Source organism: Seohaeicola saemankumensis (genome assembly GCF_042678485.1).
Lineage (GTDB): Bacteria > Pseudomonadota > Alphaproteobacteria > Rhodobacterales > Rhodobacteraceae > Seohaeicola > Seohaeicola saemankumensis.
This window is the reverse complement of sequence record NZ_JBHTKR010000001.1, coordinates 549,030-566,094: the sequence shown is the minus strand read 5'-3', so window position 1 is coordinate 566,094 and position 17,065 is coordinate 549,030. Positions and strand designations below refer to the sequence as shown.

At 64.3% G+C, this 17,065-nt stretch carries 13 protein-coding genes; 5 read left to right on the top strand and 8 right to left on the bottom strand.

The window, feature by feature from the left end; genetic code table 11:
* Positions 1-6 precede the first annotated feature (6 nt).
* Positions 7-1,299 carry a 3-deoxy-D-manno-octulosonic acid transferase gene (locus ACFQ3C_RS02655; protein WP_380788880.1) on the top strand — a complete coding sequence of 431 codons (1,293 nt, stop codon included), beginning with the start codon at positions 7-9 and terminating at the stop codon, positions 1,297-1,299.
* A gap of 33 nt (positions 1,300-1,332) precedes the next feature.
* On the opposite strand, the gene ACFQ3C_RS02650 is transcribed toward ACFQ3C_RS02655, so the two are convergent.
* Genes ACFQ3C_RS02650 through ACFQ3C_RS02635 form a run of 4 tightly spaced genes read right to left on the bottom strand, consistent with a single transcriptional unit; the run spans position 1,333 to position 6,774 of the window.
* Positions 1,333-2,496: a M20 aminoacylase family protein gene (locus ACFQ3C_RS02650; protein ID WP_380788879.1), complete on the bottom strand. Its 1,164-nt coding sequence runs from the start codon at positions 2,494-2,496 to the stop codon at positions 1,333-1,335.
* Between the two features lie 56 nt (positions 2,497-2,552).
* Positions 2,553-3,719 (bottom strand): M20 aminoacylase family protein, encoded by a 1,167-nt coding sequence (locus ACFQ3C_RS02645; RefSeq protein ID WP_380788878.1) that lies wholly within the window; start codon positions 3,717-3,719, stop codon positions 2,553-2,555.
* 45 nt (positions 3,720-3,764) lie between these two features.
* Complete coding sequence (gene argE, locus ACFQ3C_RS02640; RefSeq protein ID WP_380788877.1) at positions 3,765-4,922, bottom strand: acetylornithine deacetylase; 1,158 nt, start codon at positions 4,920-4,922, stop codon at positions 3,765-3,767.
* A gap of 19 nt (positions 4,923-4,941) precedes the next feature.
* Complete coding sequence (locus ACFQ3C_RS02635; RefSeq protein ID WP_380788876.1) at positions 4,942-6,774, bottom strand: ABC transporter ATP-binding protein; 1,833 nt, start codon at positions 6,772-6,774, stop codon at positions 4,942-4,944.
* 303 nt (positions 6,775-7,077) lie between these two features.
* Between ACFQ3C_RS02635 and ACFQ3C_RS02630 the strand changes: the two genes are divergently transcribed.
* From ACFQ3C_RS02630 to ACFQ3C_RS02615, 4 genes are all read left to right on the top strand, one after another.
* Complete coding sequence (locus ACFQ3C_RS02630; RefSeq protein ID WP_380788875.1) at positions 7,078-8,778, top strand: peptide ABC transporter substrate-binding protein; 1,701 nt, start codon at positions 7,078-7,080, stop codon at positions 8,776-8,778.
* A gap of 94 nt (positions 8,779-8,872) precedes the next feature.
* Positions 8,873-9,880: an ABC transporter permease gene (locus ACFQ3C_RS02625; protein ID WP_380788874.1), complete on the top strand. Its 1,008-nt coding sequence runs from the start codon at positions 8,873-8,875 to the stop codon at positions 9,878-9,880.
* Positions 9,873-10,787, top strand: coding sequence for an ABC transporter permease (locus tag ACFQ3C_RS02620; RefSeq protein ID WP_380788873.1), 915 nt, complete (start codon positions 9,873-9,875; stop codon positions 10,785-10,787). The genes ACFQ3C_RS02625 and ACFQ3C_RS02620 overlap by 8 nt, the downstream gene beginning before the upstream one ends.
* A gap of 219 nt (positions 10,788-11,006) precedes the next feature.
* Positions 11,007-12,068 (top strand): YeeE/YedE family protein, encoded by a 1,062-nt coding sequence (locus ACFQ3C_RS02615; RefSeq protein WP_380788872.1) that lies wholly within the window; start codon positions 11,007-11,009, stop codon positions 12,066-12,068.
* On the opposite strand, the gene ACFQ3C_RS02610 is transcribed toward ACFQ3C_RS02615, so the two are convergent.
* From ACFQ3C_RS02610 to ACFQ3C_RS02595, 4 genes are all read right to left on the bottom strand, one after another.
* The gene (locus tag ACFQ3C_RS02610) at positions 12,004-13,284 is read right to left on the bottom strand and encodes a DUF3422 family protein (RefSeq protein ID WP_380788871.1); all 1,281 of its coding nucleotides are present in this window, start codon (positions 13,282-13,284) and stop codon (positions 12,004-12,006) included. The genes ACFQ3C_RS02615 and ACFQ3C_RS02610 overlap by 65 nt on opposite strands.
* Positions 13,285-13,469: 185 nt before the next feature.
* Positions 13,470-14,903 (bottom strand): NAD(P)(+) transhydrogenase (Re/Si-specific) subunit beta, encoded by a 1,434-nt coding sequence (locus ACFQ3C_RS02605; protein WP_380788870.1) that lies wholly within the window; start codon positions 14,901-14,903, stop codon positions 13,470-13,472.
* Positions 14,904-14,915: 12 nt separating this feature from the next.
* The gene (locus tag ACFQ3C_RS02600) at positions 14,916-16,490 is read right to left on the bottom strand and encodes a Re/Si-specific NAD(P)(+) transhydrogenase subunit alpha (protein WP_380788869.1); all 1,575 of its coding nucleotides are present in this window, start codon (positions 16,488-16,490) and stop codon (positions 14,916-14,918) included.
* Between the two features lie 124 nt (positions 16,491-16,614).
* On the bottom strand, positions 16,615-17,064 hold the full coding sequence (locus ACFQ3C_RS02595; RefSeq protein ID WP_380789112.1) for a methyltransferase family protein: 450 nt from the start codon (positions 17,062-17,064) through the stop codon (positions 16,615-16,617).
* Between the last annotated feature and the right edge of the window lies 1 nt (position 17,065).

Genomic DNA, 17,065 nt, shown 5'->3' with positions numbered 1-17,065 from the left:
GCCGGCATGACGGGCGAGACCGCCCCCCGGCCGCAACCGCGGCTGACGGCGCTTTTGCGCGCCTACCTGGCCGCGACGGCACTGGCGCCCGGTATCCTTGCCCGATTGGCGCGCAAAGGCCACACCAGCCAGGGCGCGGACCCGTCCCGGATCTCTGAACGTTTCGGGCAGGCTTCCGCGCCGCGACCAGATGGCCCGCTGATCTGGATCAACGCGGCCTCGGTGGGTGAAGTCGCCTCGAGCCTTGATCTGGCGCGCGACCTGCAGGATGCCACCGGCGCGGGGCTGTTGTTCACCACCACCACGGCGACGGGCGCCGAAACGCTGGCGCGACGCCTTCCGCAGGCGATGCACCAGTTCCAGCCGATCGACACACCTGCCGCGGTGCGGGGCTTTCTGGACCACTGGCGGCCGGATCTGGCGCTGTTCATGGAAAACGACCTCTGGCCGCGCCTTATGATGCAGACGGACCGGCGCGGCATCCCCATTGCGGTGATCAACGCCCGTGCCTCGCGGACGCGGCTGCGCGCGCCGCGCACCGTCACGGCCATTCTGGGGCGGGCGGCGCTGATCAGCGCGCAGGATGCAGCCACGGCGACGCAGTTGCGCGCACTGGCGCTTGATCCCGCGCGCATTCTGGACACCGGCGATCTGAAAGCGGCGGCAGCGCCCCTGCCCGCCGATCCGCGGCGGCTTGACCCGCTCCGCCAGGCCATCGGCGCGCGCCCGGTCTGGGTGGCGGCCTCGACCCATCCGGGGGATGAGGCGGCCGTGATCGCCGCGCATCAGGCGGCGCTGCACACCCATCCCGATCTGCTGCTGATCCTTGTGCCGCGTCATCCGCAGCGCGGCGCAGACCTGGCCGCGCAGGTCAGTGGCGCGGGTCTGCACATGGTCCGTCGCAGCACCGGCGCCCTTCCCGGCGACGACACGCAAATCTACCTGGCCGATACGCTGGGCGAGATGGGCCTGTTCTACCGCCTTGCGCCCCTGGCCTTTCTGGGCGGTTCCTTTGGCCCCGAAGGCGGGCACAACCCCTATGAGCCCGCCGTCCTGGGGGCTGCCGTGCTGCACGGGCCAGGGGTTGCAAATTTCGCGCAGGCCTATGACGGCATGACCCGCGCAGGCGCGGCAAGGGCCGTGTCGGATGGCGCCGATCTGGGCGCGCAGGTATCCGCGCTGATCAACAGCGACAGGCTGGCGCGGATGCGCGATGCGGCAAGGTCTTTGTCACAGGACGGCGCACAGGCGCGGCGCGCCCTGCTGGCGCGTCTGACGCCGCTGTTGGCGCGGCGGTGACGGCGCGCGCTTGGGCGCGCCGTCAACATGGGGTCAGGCCGCAGGCATCCGGCGTTCCACGATCTCGGCCCACCAGCTGCACCCGACGGGGATCGCCTCGTCGTTGAAATTGTACTCGGGATGATGGACCTGCGCGCCGGGGCCATTGCCCACCAGGATATAGGCGCCGGGGCGTTCCTCCAGCATGAAGGCGAAATCCTCGCCGCCCATGACCAGCGGCGCCTCGATCACGTTGCCGCCCACGGATTGCGCCACGTCGCGGGCGAAATCGGTCTGCTCCTCTGCGTTGACCATCACCGGATAGCCGCGATGATAGGCCACCTCGGCCAGGCCGCCATACATCGTGCCGGTGGCTGCCGCGATGTCCTTGATGCGGCGCTCGGCCATGTCGCGGTTCTCGTTGCTCTGGGTGCGGACGGTGCCCTTGATATGCACCTTCTGCGGGATCACGTTGAAGGCGGTCGATGATGTCTCGAACGAGGTGACAGACACCACGATCTGACTGACCGGATCAGCGTTGCGGCTGGCGATGGTCTGCAAGGACAGCACCAGTTGCGCGGCCATCACGGTGGTATCGACGGTTTCCTGCGGGCGCGCGGCATGGCCGCCCTTGCCTTCCAGGAAGATTTCGAACTGGTCGGTCGCGGCAAAGAACGGGCCCGAACGGATCGCGAAATGCCCAACCGGCAGGTTCGGCATGTTGTGCATCCCGTAAACCTCCTGGATGTTCCAGCGGTCCATCAGCCCGTCTTCGCACATCTCGCGCCCACCTGCGCCACCTTCTTCGGCGGGCTGGAAGATCACCACGACCGACCCGTCGAAATTGCGCGTCTCGGCCAGGTATTTCGCGGCCCCCAGCAGCATCGCGGTATGACCGTCATGGCCGCAGGCATGCATCGCGCCGGGGGTCTTGGACGCATAGGGCAGCCCTGTCGCCTCGAGGATCGGCAGCGCGTCCATGTCCGCGCGCAACCCGATGACCTTGCCCGAAGTATCGGTCTTGCCCTTGATCACCGCCACCACGCCTGTGCGCCCGATGCCGGTCACGACCTCGTCGCAACCGAAGGCCCGCAGCTTGTCGGCCACGATCGCGCTGGTGCGATGGGTGTCGTACAGGATTTCCGGGTGTTCGTGCAAATCACGGCGCCAGGCAGTGACTTCATCCTGCATTTCTGCAAAGCGGTTCTTGATCGGCATGGTCTTTCCTTCAGGTCTGGTGCGGCACTCTGATGGCGTCCGCGCGGTCGATGCGGTCAATCCAGCGGTAGCCGCTGCTCCGCCAGGGTCGCAAAGAAACTGCTGCCCGCCGGAATGGCCTGATCGTTGAAATCATAGGCCGGGTGATGGCATGCAGCCGTATCGCCATTGCCCAGGAATATATATGCACCGGGGCGTTCTTCCAGCATGAAGGCGAAATCCTCGGCGGCCATCAGGGGGGCGACGTTGCGATCCACATGCCCTGCCACGGACTCGGCGGCCTGGGCGGCATATTCGGTCTGCGCGGGGTGGTTTACCGTGGCCGGGTAACCGGGATCAAAGGTGACCTCGGCCGTCGCGCCGTAAGCCGCGGCGGTGTGCATCGCGATCTCGCGGACCCGGTCATGGGACAGCTGGCGCATGGCGGGCGACAGGGCGCGGACCGTGCCGCTCATCCTGACTTCGTGGGCGATCACATTGGGCGCCTTGCTGTCGGTGTTGAACATGCCCACCGTCACCACCATGCTTTCCACGGGATCGGCGTTGCGCGCCACGATGCTTTGCAGCGACACGACGATCTGCGCGGCGACCAGCGTGGTATCCAGCGCCAGATGCGGCATGGCGGCATGACCGCCCTTGCCCGTCACGACGATATGGAAAATGTCGCCCGAGGCCAGCAGCCCGCCCGTGCGGATGGCGAACTGACCCACCGGGATGCCCGGCATGTTGTGCAGGCCGTAGACCTCCTGGATGTTCCAGCGGTCCATCAGACCGTCCTCGCACATCGCGCGCCCGCCTGCGCCGCCTTCTTCGGCGGGCTGGAAGATCAGCACCACGGTGCCGTCGAACGCGCGGGTTTCGGCCAGGTATTTCGCCGCCCCCAGCAGCATCGCGGTATGCCCGTCATGGCCGCAGGCATGCATCGCGCCGGGAATTTCCGAGGCGTATTCCAGCCCCGTCGCCTCATGGATCGGCAGCGCATCCATGTCGGCACGCAGACCGATCACCCTGCCTGAACCCGTTGCACGCCCCCGGATCACCCCCACGACGCCGGTGCGGCCGATGCCGGTTGTCACCTCGTCGCAGCCGAATTCCTTCAGCTTGTCGGCGACAAAGGCGCTGGTGCGATGCGTGTTATAGAGGATTTCGGGATGCGCGTGCAGATCGCGGCGCCAGGCGGTCACCTCGTCCTGCATCCCTGCAATACGGTTCTTGATCGGCATGAGTTTTCCTTCCGGTGGGTCTGTGGTCCCGGGCCGGGGGCCGCGTCAGAGCCGGTCCAGCAAACGGCGCATGAAATCATGCCCTGCCTCGAACTGCGCCTTGGTGATGTATTCATCCGGCTGATGCGCCTGGGCGATGTCGCCGGGCCCGCAGATCACGGCGGAATAGCCGCGTTCCTGGAACTGCCCGGCCTCGGTGCCATAGCTGACCACATGCCCGCCATTGTCGCCCGTGATGGCGCGCACCAGCGTTTCGGCCTCGCCCTCGGCTTCCGGCTTCAAACCGGGAACCACGAACTTTTCCGAGATGTCGATCCGTGCCGATGGATGGATCGCCTTCATCTCGGCCTCGACCTCGCGGACGCGGGCCAGGTAACGGTCGCGCCAATCGGCCAGGTTCTCGCCCGGCACAGCCCGGAAATCCATGCCGAAGCGGCAGTCCTTGGCGGTGATGTTATGCGCGGTGCCCCCCTGGATCGTCCCCACATGGGCAGTGGTCCAGGGCGGATCGAAAATCGCGGCCAGCGGGCTGGGGGCGCGGGCCATGCTTTCGGCATTCATCTGGTTGGCCCAGTCGACCAGCTTGGCGCCGAACATGATGGCATTGACGCCCGTATGCATGATCGAGCTGTGCACCTCGAATCCCACCACATGCGTATTGAAGCCCTGCCCGCCCTTGTGGCCGGTCACGGCCTTCATCATCGACGGCTCGCCCACGATCACGGCCGACGCCTTAGGCAGCACCTCGATCATGCGGTCGATCATCGGCGGCGCGCCGGTGCAGCCCACTTCCTCGTCATAGCTGAGCGCCAGTTGCAGTGGCCGCTTGACGCCGCGGTGATGCGCCTCGACCAGGGTCCAGATCGCCAGCGCGTCGAACCCCTTCATGTCGCAGGTGCCGCGCCCGTAATATCTGCCGTCCCGTTCGACCACGGTGAAGGGATCATCCGCCCAGGGCTGACCATCCACAGGCACCACATCGGTATGACCCGACAGCACCAGCCCGCCCGCCACGTCCGGGCCGACATGGGCAAAGATCGCCGCCTTTTCATTGTCTTCGTTGTAATGACGATGCGCGGTGATGCCGTGGCTGTTCAGGTAATCCTCGACCCAATCGACCAGCGGCAGGTTACTGTCACGGCTGACCGTGGGAAAGCTGACCAGCTTTTCCATCAGCTGGAGGGGGGTAAGTCTGGTGGTCATGACGGTCCTTGATCCGGTCTCAGTAGCCGCTATCCGTGGTCAGCACGAAATGGCCCTTCGACACTTCCTTGTATTCCGAGGGTGCGGGCTGATAGCCGCGCGGGTGAATGGGGGACGGGATGGGCCTGAAATTCAGGTCCTTCTCGCTTTTGCGCTGGCGCGGATCGGCCACGGGCACGGCCTTCATCAGCGCGCGCGTATAGGGGTGCTGCGGATCCTCGAACACGGCCTGACGCGGCCCCATCTCGACGATCCGGCCCAGGTACATCACGCCCACATCATGGCTGACCCGTTCCACCACGGCCATGTCATGGCTGATGAACAGGAAGGACAGCCCCAGATCGGCCTGCAATTCCATCATCAGGTTTAGAACCTGCGCCTGCACCGACACATCAAGCGCCGACACCGCCTCGTCCGCGATGATCAGCTTGGGGTTCAGCGCAAGGGCGCGGGCGATCGCCACGCGCTGGCGCTGGCCGCCCGACAGTTCATGCGGAAAGCGGCGCATGAAATTGCGCGGCAGGTGTACCCGGTCGAACAGATCGGCCACCTTGTCGGTCAGCGCGCTGCCGCTGTGGGTGCCAAAATTTCGCAGCGGTTCGGCCACCTGATCGGAGAGCTGCATCTGCGGGTTCAGGCTGGCGAACGGGTCCTGAAAGACCATCTGCATGTCCTGCCGCGCGCGGCGAAGCGCGGACTGATCCAGCGCCATGATATCGGTGCCATCCAGGATGATCGAGCCTGACATCGGCTCGACCAGGCGCAGGATCGAGCGCCCGGCGGTGGACTTGCCGCAGCCGCTTTCGCCCACCAGCGACAGGGTGCGCCCCTTGTTGAGGGTAAAGGACACATCCTCGACCGCGTGCACATTGGCGACCGTGCGGCGCAGCAACCCGCCACGCACCGCAAACCGCGTGACCAGATGCTTGACCGTCAGCAGCGGCGTCTCGGTGCCGGGAATCGGCAGGGCGGCGGGGCCTTCGGCGCCCAGCAGCCGCATCGGTTCGGGCAGCGCCTTGCCGGTCATCTCGCCCAGGCGCGGCACGGCGGACAGCAGCGCCTTGGTGTAATCGTGCTGCGGGTTCTCGAAGATATCCTCGACCGTGCCCTCCTCGACCTTGTTGCCGCGGAACATCACCACCACACGGTCGGCCATCTGCGCCACGACAGCCATGTCATGGGTGATGAACATCACCGCCGTGCCGGTTTCACGCTTCAGCCGGTCGATCAGGGCCAGAATCTCGGCCTGGATGGTCACGTCCAGCGCGGTGGTCGGCTCATCCGCGATCAACAGGCGCGGCTCGCAGGCCAGGGCCATGGCGATGACCACGCGCTGGCGCATGCCCCCGCTCAATTCATGGGGGTATTGCTGCAGCCGCCGCTCCGGTTCGGGGATCCGCACCTGCTTGAGAAGATCAAGCGCGCGATCTTCTGCCTCTTTTTTGGTCATTCCCTTGTGCAGGCGCAAACCTTCTGTCAGCTGCCGGCCCACGGTAAAGACCGGGTTCAGCGCCGTCATCGGCTCCTGGAAGATCATCCCGATCTCGTTGCCGCGAATCGTCCGCATCAGTTCCTGATCGGTTTTTCCCAGGTCCACCTGACCGCCCGTCTTGCGTTCGAACAGCAGCCGCCCCCCCGCAATCGTGCCGCCGCCGAATTCGACAAGGCGCATCAGGGACAGGCTGGATACCGACTTGCCCGAGCCGGATTCTCCAACCACACAGACGGTTTCGCCAGGGTTGATCGAAAAAGACACATCCTCGACCCCGACCACGGGACCGTCCTTGGTCTGGAATTCCACACGCAGGTTTTCGATCTGTGCAATGGGCCGTTCTGTCGGCTGGTCCAGCATGCGCTTCTTCCTGTCTCGGGGCTATGAGCCGTGACGCTACAGATACGCCAGAGAGGCTGTCAAACCCCTTTCGCCCTTCGCAAGGAACAACGCCCCTTGAAGGGCCGCCATCAAAACACGTGCTTGATTTTTACCTGCGGGCGGTCTGTGATGCACGAATGCGGGTAGGGTTCGGTAGCGCAAACAGCGTGGCGACCCCGGATGCCCGCACACACGCTGCATCCACGGTCACTGCTTCGGCGGCTGGCACAGGAGGCGGAACCAAGAACGAGAGACACCCACGTGTCCAACATGGAGTGAGAAATGACCCTTAAAACAACGCTGCTGGGCGCGGCAGCCCTTGTAGCACTGGCCCCCGCAGCCTTTGCCGAGCGCGGCGCGGACGGCCATGTCAACATCATCTACTGGCAGGCGCCGTCGATTCTGAACCCCTATCTGTCAGGCGGCACCAAGGACCTCGAATCGTCCTCGATGATCATCGAACCGCTGGGCCGCTACACCGAGACCGGCGCCATGGTGCCGTTCCTGGCGCAGGAAATCCCGACGCTGGAAAACGGCGGCGTCAGCGCGGACCTCACCTCGATCACGTGGAAGCTGAAGCCGGGCCTGCTGTGGTCCGACGGGACGCCCGTCACCGCCAATGACGTGAAATTCAGCGCCGACTACTGCATGCACCCCGAAGGCGGCTGCGCGCAGGCGGCGAAATTCGACGGCGTGTCCGCAATCGACGTGATCGACGATCTGACGGTCAAGGTGACCTTCTCGGAATCCAAGCCCAACCCCTACGGTCCCTTCATGGGCGCGCAATCCCCGATCATCCAGGCCGCGCAATTCGCCGACTGCCTGGGCGCGAAGGCGCCGGAATGCACCGAGGCGAACTTCAACCCGATCGGTACCGGCCCCTTCCGCGTGACCGAGTTCCGTCCCAATGACGTGATCTCGCTGGAAGCCAACCCGAACTACCGTGACCCGGCCAAACCGGCCTTCGCCACGATGACCTTCAAGGGCGGCGGCGACGCCACCGCAGCAGGTCGCGCGGTTCTGGAAACCGGCGAATTCGACTATGCCTGGAACCTGCAGCTGGCCCCCGAGGTGATCCAGCAGATGGCCAAGGGCGGCAAGGGCACCACCATCGCGGCCTTCGGCTCGCTGGTGGAACGCATCATGGTCAACATGACCGATCCGTCGGCATCCCTGCCGGAAGGCGAGCGGTCCACCGCGAAGCATCCGCATCCGTTCCTGACCGACCCTGCGGTACGCAAGGCGCTGTCCATGGCGATCGACCGCGAACTGCTGGTCGAAATCGGTTACGGCCAGGCCGGTCGCCCGACCTGCAACCTGGTGCCGGCGCCGGCGCTTTATGCGTCCGACAACACCGACTGCCTGGTGCAGGATCTGGCCGGCGCGAACGCCCTGCTGGACGAGGCAGGCTGGGTTCGCGGCGCCGATGGCATCCGCGCCAAGGACGGCGTGCGCCTGTCGCTGCTTTACCAGACCTCGACCAACGCTGTTCGCCAGGATTTCCAGGCGCTGATCAAGCAGTGGTGGGAAGAAATCGGCGTTGAAACCGAGCTGCGCAACCTCAGCGCGTCGGTCTTCTTCGGCGGCGATCCCGGCAGCCCGGACACGTTCCAGAAGTTCTATGCCGACGTCGAGATGTATGCCAACAACTTCGATGGCACCGATCCCGAAGCCTATCTGGCGGCACAGACCTGCGACAAGGCACCGCGTCCGGAAACCCAGTGGCAGGGCGAGAACATCACCCGTTTCTGCGATCCGGCCTATGATGCGCTGGTGGCGGAACTGTCGCGGACTGGCGAGCTGGAAAAGCGCGGTGAAATCGCCCGCAAGCTGAACGACATGGTGACCAAAGACGCCAATGTGATCATCCCGCTGGTGGATCGCGGCCGCGTTTCGGCCCATTCCAACACGCTGGGTGGCGTTGTCCTGAACGTCTGGGACAGCGAACTTTGGAACGTCGCCGACTGGCACCGTATCAAGTAACCAAGCGCCTGACATCGCGGCCCCGTTCCCATCGCGCGGAACGGGGCCGTCGATTTTCCGGTAGATCTCACAGCGACCCGCAAAGGCGCCGCCCATGCTGACCTTTACCATCCGGCGACTGGTTCTGGCCGTCCCGACCCTTCTGTTCATCTCCCTCGTGATCTTCATGCTGCTGCAGCTGGCCCCGGGTGATCCGATGGCCCAGGTGCCACTGACCGTGCCACCCGAGGTCAAGGAGAAGATGCGTGAGGCTCTCGGCCTCGGTGCCCCGGTGCATGTCCAGTTCTTCAAATGGATCGTGCAATTCTTCTGGGTCGAACCGCAGGTCCTGATTGATCATCTCTTTGGCACGACCTTCTCCGAGGGGCAGCTGCGCGTGCTGTCCTGGCAGACCCGCAGCCCGGTGATGGATATCGTCGTGCAGCGCTTGCCCCAGACCCTCTGGGTGGTGGGCATGTCCTATGTGCTGGGCGTGCTGATCGCGCTGCCCATCGGGATCTATTCGGCCTACCGGCAATATTCGGCCTTCGACCAGATCGGCACCTTCGTGTCGATGGTCGGCTTTTCCGTCCCGACCTTCTTTACCGGCGTGCTGCTGATCGTGATCTTCTCGGTGAACCTGGGCTGGTTCCCCTCGATCTACGACACCACGCACAAGGTGACGGATTGGGACAGCCTCATGTTCCAGCTGCGACAGATGATCATGCCCGTCATGGTGCTGGCGCTTTACAACGCGGCGCAGATCAGCCGCTTCATGCGCGCCTCGATGCTGGACAACCTGAACCAGGATTACGTGCGGACCGCCCGCGCCAAGGGCCTCGGCGAAAAGACCGTGGTTCTGGTGCATGTGCTGCGCAACTCGATGATCCCCGTGGTCACCGTGATCGCGCTGGGTGTGCCGCAGGTCTTCGGCGGCGCCATCATCACCGAGCAGGTCTTCAAGGTGAACGGCCTGGGCCAGCTGCTGATCACCGCGATCGAGGCGAATGACCTGCCGATGGTGCAGACCTTGACCTTCATCTTCGCGCTGCTGATCGTCATCTTCAACCTGATTGCCGATATCCTCTACGGCATCCTGGACCCGAGGATCCGCTATGACTGAACTGATCAACCAGCCGGTCCCCTCGGCACCGCCCCGCAGCCAGTGGCGCGATATCTGGGACCAGTTCAAGACCCATCGCGGGGCGCTGATCGGCGGTATCGTCTTTGTGGTCATCGTGCTGGCGGTCTTCATCGGCCCGTGGCTCTGGCCCTATGATCCGACCTTCATCGATATCCGGTCGCGCAACCAGAACCCGTCATGGGCGCATCCGCTGGGCACCGACCAGCTGGGCCGCGACATGCTGGCCCGGATGATGGCGGGGGGGCAGACCTCGGTGTCGGTGGGCATCACCGCGATGTTGCTGGCGCTGTTCCTGGGCAGCCTGATCGGGGTGCTGGCCGGCTATTTCAAGCGGCTGGACAACATGCTGATGCGGACGACCGACCTGTTCCTGGCGCTGCCCCTGCTGCCCTTGCTGCTGGTCATGGTGCTGCTGTTCCGCGAACCGCTGAACGCGGCCTTCGGGCCGGAAACCGGCATCTTCATCCTGATCGTCACCGCGATCGGGATCACCAGCTGGATGCCTACCGCGCGGATCGTGCGCGGCGATGTGCTGGCGCTGAAGGAACGTGAATTCGTGCTGGCGGCGCGGTCGATCGGCACCACCAACTTCCGCATGATCACGCGCCATGTGCTGCCCAACGTGATGTCGCCCATCATGGTGTCGGCCACGCTGGGCATCGCCAATGCGATCATCACCGAAAGCGCGCTGTCTTTCCTGGGCCTGGGCTTTCCGCCGGATTTCCCGACCTGGGGACGCCTGTTGTTCGACGCGGTCGATTACATGCAGCAATACCCCGAGCGCGTGCTCTGGCCCGGTCTGGCGATCTCGCTGACGGTTCTCAGCGTGAACTACCTGGGCGACGGCCTGCGCGACGCGCTGGACCCGCGGATCCGGGGACGCTGATCAGCAACCACACGCGAAATAAGAACATGCATACGGCCCGCATCATTGGTGCGGGCCGTTCCGTTTCGCGCAAGGTCGCAGGGCGAACGTTCATGCTTTGCAGACGCAGAAAATCGGAATATTGTTCCAAGTCGAAACATTTTTCTACCTGCCACCCCTCTTGATTATAAAGTGAAACACCGGCATCTGGGACAAAATTCCAGATTGCGGAGAAAACCCATGTTCGAATCCTTCGGCTTCGAGACCCTGACCGCCCCGCAGGCGGCCGTCTATTTCGCCCTCGCGCTGGGTGCGGTCTTCGGCGTACTGGCGCAGATCACCCGCTTCTGCTTTCGCCGGTCGATCGTGGGCGATGACAGCAGGCAGGCGGCAGGCGTCTGGCTGACCGCGCTGGCGGTTGCCGTCCTGGGCACGCAAGCGGCCGTTGCCGCGGGCTGGATCGGGTTTGCCGACCATCGCTTCATGGCCGCTGACCTGCCGGTGCTGGCCATCGTGGCGGGTGGTCTGCTCTTCGGGGCAGGCATGGTGCTGACGCGGGGCTGTGTCTCGCGGCTGACCGTTCTGACGGGATCGGGCAACCTGCGCGCGGCACTGGTGCTGGTCGTCTTCGCCCTTGTGGCCCATGCCACGCTGAAGGGCGTTCTGGCCCCTGTCCGCACCACGCTGGGAGCCGTGACCCTGTCGCTGGACAGCGCCGCCCTGCCCGGCAATCCGCTGCTCTGGGCCGGTCTGATCGCGCTGGCCGCCCTGGCCTTTGCCCTGCGGTCGGGCAACCGCGCAGGCCCGCTGGTTCTGGCCGCGCTGATCGGCGCGCTGGTGCCGCTGGGCTGGGTCGGTACGGGTTACATCCTGCTGGACGAGTTCGACCCGATCGCGATGGAAAGCCTGTCCTTCACCTCGGCCGCGGCAGAGGCGCTGTTCTTCACGGTCGCCTCGACCTCGATCTCGGCCAGCTTTGGCGCGGCGCTGATCGCGGCCGTGGCCCTGGGCGCCTTGGCCAGCAGCCTGATCCGGGGCGAGTTCCGCTGGCAGAGCTTTTCCAGCCCGCGCGAAACCGGCCGCTATATGTCCGGTGCCGCACTGATGGGCGTGGGCGGCGTCCTGGCGGGTGGCTGCACCGTGGGCGCGGGCCTGTCGGGCATCCCCACCCTGTCCATCGCGGCGATCCTTGCGATTGCATCGATTGCGGCGGGCGGGCTGATCGCCCACCGGCTGATCAATGCAGATGCTTCTGCACGCGGCGCACAAGCGCCCAGACCAACAGCATTACCGGCGGAATAAGCACCGCCGTCAATGTGCCCTTGCTGATCTGCATCAGTTCAGCAATCGGATAGACCGCATAGGCCATCAGCGACACCGCGTAGTAGCTGATGGCCACCACCGACAGCCCCTCGACCGTCTTTTGCAGGCGCAGCTGCATGTCGGCGCGGATGTTCATGCTTTCCAGCAGCTTCTGGTTCTGGGCCGAGCGTTCCACATCCACCCTTGTCCGCAACAGCTCGCCCGCGCGCATGGCCCGGTCAGCCATAGCCGCCAGCCGCGCCTGCGACGCCTTGACGGTCCGCATCGCGGGATCGTAGCGGCGCATCATGAATTCCGAAAACGTCTGCCGCCCGTCGAACCGTTCCTCGCGCAGGACCTCGATCCGCTGGTGGACGATCGCCTCATAGGCGGCAGCGGCGCCGAACCGGAAAGACGCGCGCGCGACCTTGTTTTCCAGCATCGCGGATACTTCCAGCAGGCCGGCAAGGGTCTGGTCGGCGGGCTTTTCGTTGCGCGTCATGTCATCCATCAGCTGCGTCAGCTGCGCGTCGATCGACGCCAGGGTGGATGACATGGATTTCACCTGCGCGAAGGCCAGCATCGACATGGTCTTGTAGGTTTCAATCTCGCACAGGCGCTGCACGACACGGCCGATCCGGCGCGCCCCGGTCTGGGGCGAGACGAAAATGGCAAAGCGCATATGGCCTGCCGGATCAATGCGGAAATCGCCGGCCACGATGGCGCTGTCGTCCAGCACCCGGCTGACCGCCAGGCTTTCGGGCACGAACCAGTCGTTCAGCTTGTCGATCACGGCCTGCTTTTCGCCCACTTCCTCCATCCGGATCAGGGCAGAGGTCACGCGCACGCCCGGCGCCCGTGCCAGCCAGTCCGCGGGAAACACCTCGAAATCGGCGGGGTCGAAGGCGCGGCTGCTAAGGCTTTCGGTAAAGGCCGTGTAGGTCACGAATTCGGTGTGGCTTTCCCATTTCAGCATGTGCCGCCCGATCCGGCCGAAATAATGGGTGGCGCCCGGCTGCGGATGGGCCGCGCCGAAACGGTCCAGCAATGCGGTCAGATGCGCCAGATCGGCGCCCCGATCCCGGCTGGCCGCATCCTCCTGCTTCTTGATGGCAAGATAGATCGCGGCACCGGGCGCATCGATGGAGGGGAACGGCCGCGCATGCAGTTCGTTTGCCAGCTCATAGCGCAGCGGATGATCCTGAATGGGCGACATGGCAGACTCCTGAGTTGCGCTGACTGTATATACTAGCCCCAAGAAGTTAAAGATAAAGTTGTTTTATATCAGATATTTACGGAACACGATTGTATACGGCGGCGGTTTATCGGGCAAGCCCATGACAGGACAATGAAAAAAGGCGCCCCGAAGGGCGCCTTTCATGTCTCGCGATCTGCACGGGATCAGCTGATCTTGGTCAGCAGCTCGTCCAGGGATTTCTTGGCATCGCCATAGAACATCCGCGTGTTTTCCTTGTAGAACAACGGGTTCTCGATCCCGGAATAGCCGGTGCCCTGCCCGCGCTTGGACACGAACACCTGCTTGGCCTTCCAGCATTCCAGAACCGGCATGCCGGCAATGGGGCTGTTGGGATCGTCCTGCGCGGCCGGGTTCACGATGTCGTTCGACCCGATCACGATGGCCACATCGGTATCCGGGAAGTCCTCGTTGATCTCGTCCATTTCCAGCACGATGTCATAGGGAACCTTGGCTTCCGCCAGCAGCACGTTCATGTGGCCCGGCAGACGTCCCGCCACCGGGTGGATCGCGAAACGCACGTTCTTGCCCTTGGCGCGCAGGCGCTTGGTCAGCTCGGACACGCTTTGCTGGGCCTGCGCCACCGCCATCCCGTAGCCGGGGATGATGATGATGCTGTCGGCCTCTTCCAGCGCGGTGGCGACACCGTCGACGTCGATGGCGATCTGTTCACCCTCGACGGCCATCTGCTCGCCCGCCGGGCCGCCGAAGCCGCCCAGGATCACGCTGATGAAGGACCGGTTCATGGCCTTGCACATGATGTAGGACAGGATCGCACCGCTCGACCCGACAAGCGCACCGACCACGATCAGCAGGTCATTGCCCAGGCTGAAGCCGATGGCCGCCGCCGCCCAGCCCGAATAGCTGTTCAGCATCGACACGACCACGGGCATGTCAGCCCCGCCAATGCCCATGATCAGGTGATAGCCGATGAACAGCGCCGCCGCGGTCATCAGCGCCAGCGGCAGAAGGCCGCCGGTGTTGAAATACCACACCAGGCAGAGCAGCGACAAACCGGCTGCGCCCGCGTTCAGCATGTGACCGCCCGGCAGCTTCTTGGCCGCGGTATCGACCTTGCCGGCCAGCTTGCCATAGGCAATCACCGATCCGGTAAAGGTCACCGCACCGATGAAGATGCCCAGGAACAGCTCGACCCGCAGGATCGCGATTTCAACGGCGTCCTTCTTGGCCAGCAGCGCGGCAAACCCGTCAAGCGCGGATTTGGCGGCATCGTCCATGGCCATCACGCGCCCCAGTTCGACATGGGCGATGACACCGACGAAAACAGCCGCAAGACCAACCAGCGAATGCATCGCCGCGACCAGTTCCGGCATCTGGGTCATCTGCACCCGCGTCGCCAGCTGATAGCCGATCGCGCCACCCAGGCCGATCAGGATGATGGATGCCGGCCAAAGCCCCGCACCGGGGCCGACCAGCGTGGCCGCCACGGCCAGCGCCATGCCGACAATACCGTACCACACCGCGCGCTTTGCGCTTTCCTGTCCCGACAACCCGCCGAGAGACAGGATAAAGAGGATCGCCGCGACCACATAGGCCGCTGTCGTGAATCCGTATTCCATTTCCCTGCCTCCTTACGATTTCTGGAACATGGCGAGCATACGCCGTGTCACCAGGAATCCACCGAATATGTTGATACCCGCCATGAACACCGACAGACCCGCCAGCAGGATCACCAGGATCGAGCCTGATCCGATCTGCATCAATGCGCCCAGGATGATGATCGACGAGATCGCGTTGGTGATCGCCATCAGCGGCGTGTGCAGGCTGTGGGCAACGCCCCAGATCACCTGGAAGCCCACGAAGACCGCCAGCACGAACACGATGAAGTGCTGCATGAAGCTGGCGGGCGCCACAAGACCCACGCCCAGCAACAGCGCGCCACCGATGCCCAACAGGGCAACCTGGTTGCGTGTCTGCTGCTTGAAGGCTGCGATTTCTTTCGCGCGCTTTTCTTCCGGCGTCAGTTCCTTGGCTTTTTCCTTGGGCTTCTGCGCCGCGATCGCGGCCACTTTCGGCGGCGGTGGCGGGAAGGTGACATCCTTGTTGAAGGTCACCGTCGCACCGCGGATCACATCATCTTCCATGTTATGCACGATCTGGCCGTCCTTCTCGGGGGTCAGGTCGGTCATCATGTGGCGGATGTTCGTGGCATAAAGCGTCGAGGATTGCGCGGCCATCCGGCTGGGGAAGTCCGTGTAGCCGATGATCGTGACACCGTTGTCGGTGACGATCTTCTCGTCCATCTTGGTCAGCTTGCAGTTGCCGCCACGCTCGGCGGCCAGATCGACAATGACCGAACCGGGCTTCATCGCCGCAACCATGTCCGGCGTCCACAGTTCGGGCGCCTCGCGGTTGGGGATCAGCGCGGTGGTGATCACGATGTCCATGTCGGGGGCCAGTTCACGGAACTTGGCCAGCTGCGCCTCGCGGAATTCGGGGCTGGAGGGGGCTGCATAGCCACCCGTGGCGGCACCGTCCTGCACGGCCTCGGCGAAATCCAGATAGACGAATTCGGCGCCCATGGATTCGACCTGTTCCGCCACTTCGGGGCGCACGTCGAACGCATAGGTGATGGCACCCAGGCTGGTCGCCGTGCCGATCGCGGCCAGCCCCGCCACGCCCGCGCCCACCACCAGAACCTTGGCCGGGGGCACCTTGCCCGCCGCCGTGATCTGGCCGGTGAAGAAACGGCCGAAATTGTTGCCCGCCTCGATCACCGCGCGGTAGCCTGCGATATTCGCCATCGAGGACAGCGCGTCCATCTTCTGCGCGCGGCTGATGCGCGGCACCATGTCCATGGCGATGACATTGGCGCCCTTGGCGGCGGCCTGTTTCATCAGCGCCTCGTTGGCGACCGGATAGAAGAACGAAATCAGGGTCTGACCCTCGTTCATCTTCTTGACTTCGGCCTCTGACGGCGGGCGCACCTTGGCCACCACATCGGCGGCTTTCCACAGGGCGGCGGCGGTCTTGACCACCTCGACGCCCGCATCCTGATAGGCCTTGTCCGAGAAGCCAGCGGCGGCGCCCGCCCCGGCTTCGATCACACAGGCATAGCCCAGCTTCTGCAACTGAAGTGCAGAGTCGGGGGTCATGGCCACACGGGCTTCACCCTCGAATATTTCCTTTGGCGTACCGATTTTCACGTCTCGCGTCCCCCTTTTCGCAGGTCTTTGTCCGATCCTGTCGGACCGGAAACTTGGTTATAGTGCGGCGCAACAATATTTCACAAGAACATCGGTGCTGCGATGCACTTATTGCGCCGGACTGTCAAATCCATCGACGGGTTTTCTGGCAATAGCGGGCGAAATCGGCCCGGAATTTGCGTCTGAGGCGGTTTTCCTCGGGGATCACGAAGCGCTTTTCCAGTATCCAAAGGAATACCGGCACCAGTGGTAGCGCAAGCACCGCATCAAAGCGCAGAATCAGCCCGGCCAGCACCAGCAGGTCGCCCAGGTAGATCGGGTTGCGGCTGCGGCTGAAGATCCCCGACTGCACCAGCCTGTCCGCGTCACGATGCGGAATGACGGTGGTGCGCGCCTTTCGCATCTCGTGCACGGCCAGCACCATCAGGATCAGCCCGCCCCCCACAAGAAGGCCGCCCAGGAAATCGGACCAGGCGCCGCCGAACCAAAGGCCCAGCGGCAGCCACGTCGCCTGCGCCCAGGCCAGTGCGATCATCGCCAACAGCCAGACCGGCGGCAGGTCGATCCATTTCAGC